The 1,951-nt window shown below is 66.4% G+C and carries 1 protein-coding gene and 1 pseudogene; both read right to left on the reverse strand.

Annotated elements, in window-relative coordinates:
* Positions 1-1,288, reverse strand: a 1,288-nt coding sequence (locus AHiyo1_RS05435; RefSeq protein WP_445286186.1) for a deoxyguanosinetriphosphate triphosphohydrolase, incomplete at its 3' end; no start/stop codon positions are given.
* A gap of 113 nt (positions 1,289-1,401) precedes the next feature.
* Positions 1,402-1,951 (reverse strand): annotated as a pseudogene (locus AHiyo1_RS05440) (tRNA-dihydrouridine synthase); the annotation flags it as partial.

Here is a 1,951-nt window from a genome sequence, read left to right on the forward strand (position 1 = left end):
CCACGAGGCGTTCGTACATCGCCAGCGCCGAAGCGTCCGTCAGGGACGCCACCTGGTCGATGACAACGCGAAGCCGGGCGCCGTCGTCGGGGGCGTCCCGCCAATCCGCGGCGAACATCGGTTCCAGATGCCGGTCTCCGCTCGCGTTGAGCACGCCGACGAGGGCGTGCAGGACTTCGCGCTGGCGCTCATAGACGGGCTGCCGATGGTCGGTGGAGATCACGAACGTCGTGGCAAGGCCCTTCATGGCCGCGATCTCGGTGACGGTTTCCTCGGGGACCATGAGTTCCGCAGCGTACCGGGTGAGGTGGTCCGGGCCGAAATGCGCCCTCGTGGTCTCCAAGGCACTCTGGCAGAACCGGCCGATCAACTGGCTGGTCATGTCCTTCAGCGCGGCCATCGACTTGCGGCTGCCGTCGGCTTCGCGGACCCACACGCTCGTGGCTTCGAGGCGTGCCAGTGCGGCGTCGATTTCAGCGGGATCGTTGTGGGGCAAGTACCACTGCTTGGTGTAGCCCACCACGCGGGCCCGGTGGTCCGGATTGTCCAGCCACTTCAGCTGGAAATGGCCGGCAACAATGGCGTCCTCGACGTCGTGGACGGAGTACGAAATATCGTCGGCCAGGTCCATGACCTGGGCCTCGATGCAGGAACGGTTCCCCGGCGCTCCGTCACGAAGCCAGGCAAACACGGGCAGATCGTCCTCGTAAGCGCCGAATTTGCTGCTCCGCTGTCCGTGGATGACGGGGGCATCGACGGCGGACCACGGATACTTGGACGCGGCGTCAAGGCTGGCCCGGGTCAGGTTCAGGCCCGCGGGCCGGCCGTCGGGGGCAAGAACCTTGGGTTCAAGCCGGGTCAGCAGGCGCAGGGTCTGGGCGTTGCCTTCGAAGCCACCGATTCCATGGGCGACCTCGTTGAGCGCCGATTCCCCGTTGTGCCCGAAAGGCGGATGGCCAAGATCGTGGCTCAGGCACGCCGTGTCCACAACATCCGGATCGCAACCGAGAGCGCGGCCCAATTCGCGGCCCACCTGGGCCACTTCAAGGCTGTGCGTCAACCGGGTGCGCACGAAGTCATCGGTATCCGGGGCCACCACTTGGGTCTTGGCCCCGAGCCGCCGGAGGGCTGACGAATGCAGCACCCGTGCCCGGTCCCTCTCGAAGTCCGAGCGGTAGGTATTCTTGCGGGGTTCCTGGACCCAGCGTGCCGAGTCGGCCTCCACGTAGCCTGGAATGCCCGTTGCGTTTTCGGCCGGGCGTGCTGCAGACATCGCTTCAGTTCCCATGGGTATCTGCCTCCTCCGCTTGCCGTGCACCGGCGTCTCTTCAGCCCGTGCCTATGCAGCCAGTTTTCCACGACTCGGGCCGTGCGCGTGCACCCGCCGGTCCGGGCCGCGCTTTAGCCGCCTGAGACGTCGAGTTCGGCTGCGGCGATATCGCGCGTCTGGTCCGCGTCCATCTGCCGGCTGAGAAGCCAATCCTTGGGCAACGCCGGCTTTTTGGGGGAACCTGCGCGTCCGCGCGGGCCTTCCGAATCGATGCTGGGTACGGCAGGTCCATGTCCAGCTGGTCCAGCAGCTCGCGCAGGACCTCGAGTGTCGGCACCGTGGCCAGTTTGGCACGCAGTTCCCCTCCCACCACGTAGCCCTTGAAGTACCAGGCCATGTGCTTGCGGATCTCACGCAGCGCCTTGTACTCGTCGTTGCCGAAGGTTTCGATCATGAGCTCGGCGTGGCGGTAGACGCCCTCGGCTACTTCGCGCAGGCCCGGACGGTGGCGCTGGTCGCTTCCCTCAAACGCGGCTTGGAGGTCGCCGAAGAGCCACGGGCGACCTTGGCAACCGCGGCCCACTACGACGCCGTCGATCCCGGTTTCGCGCACCATGCGGACTGCGTCTTCGGCGGACCAGATATCCCCGTTGCCCAGGACGGGAATGTCCGGGAGGGCTT

It is taken from the genome of Arthrobacter sp. Hiyo1, assembly GCF_001263615.2.
Classification (GTDB): domain Bacteria; phylum Actinomycetota; class Actinomycetes; order Actinomycetales; family Micrococcaceae; genus Arthrobacter.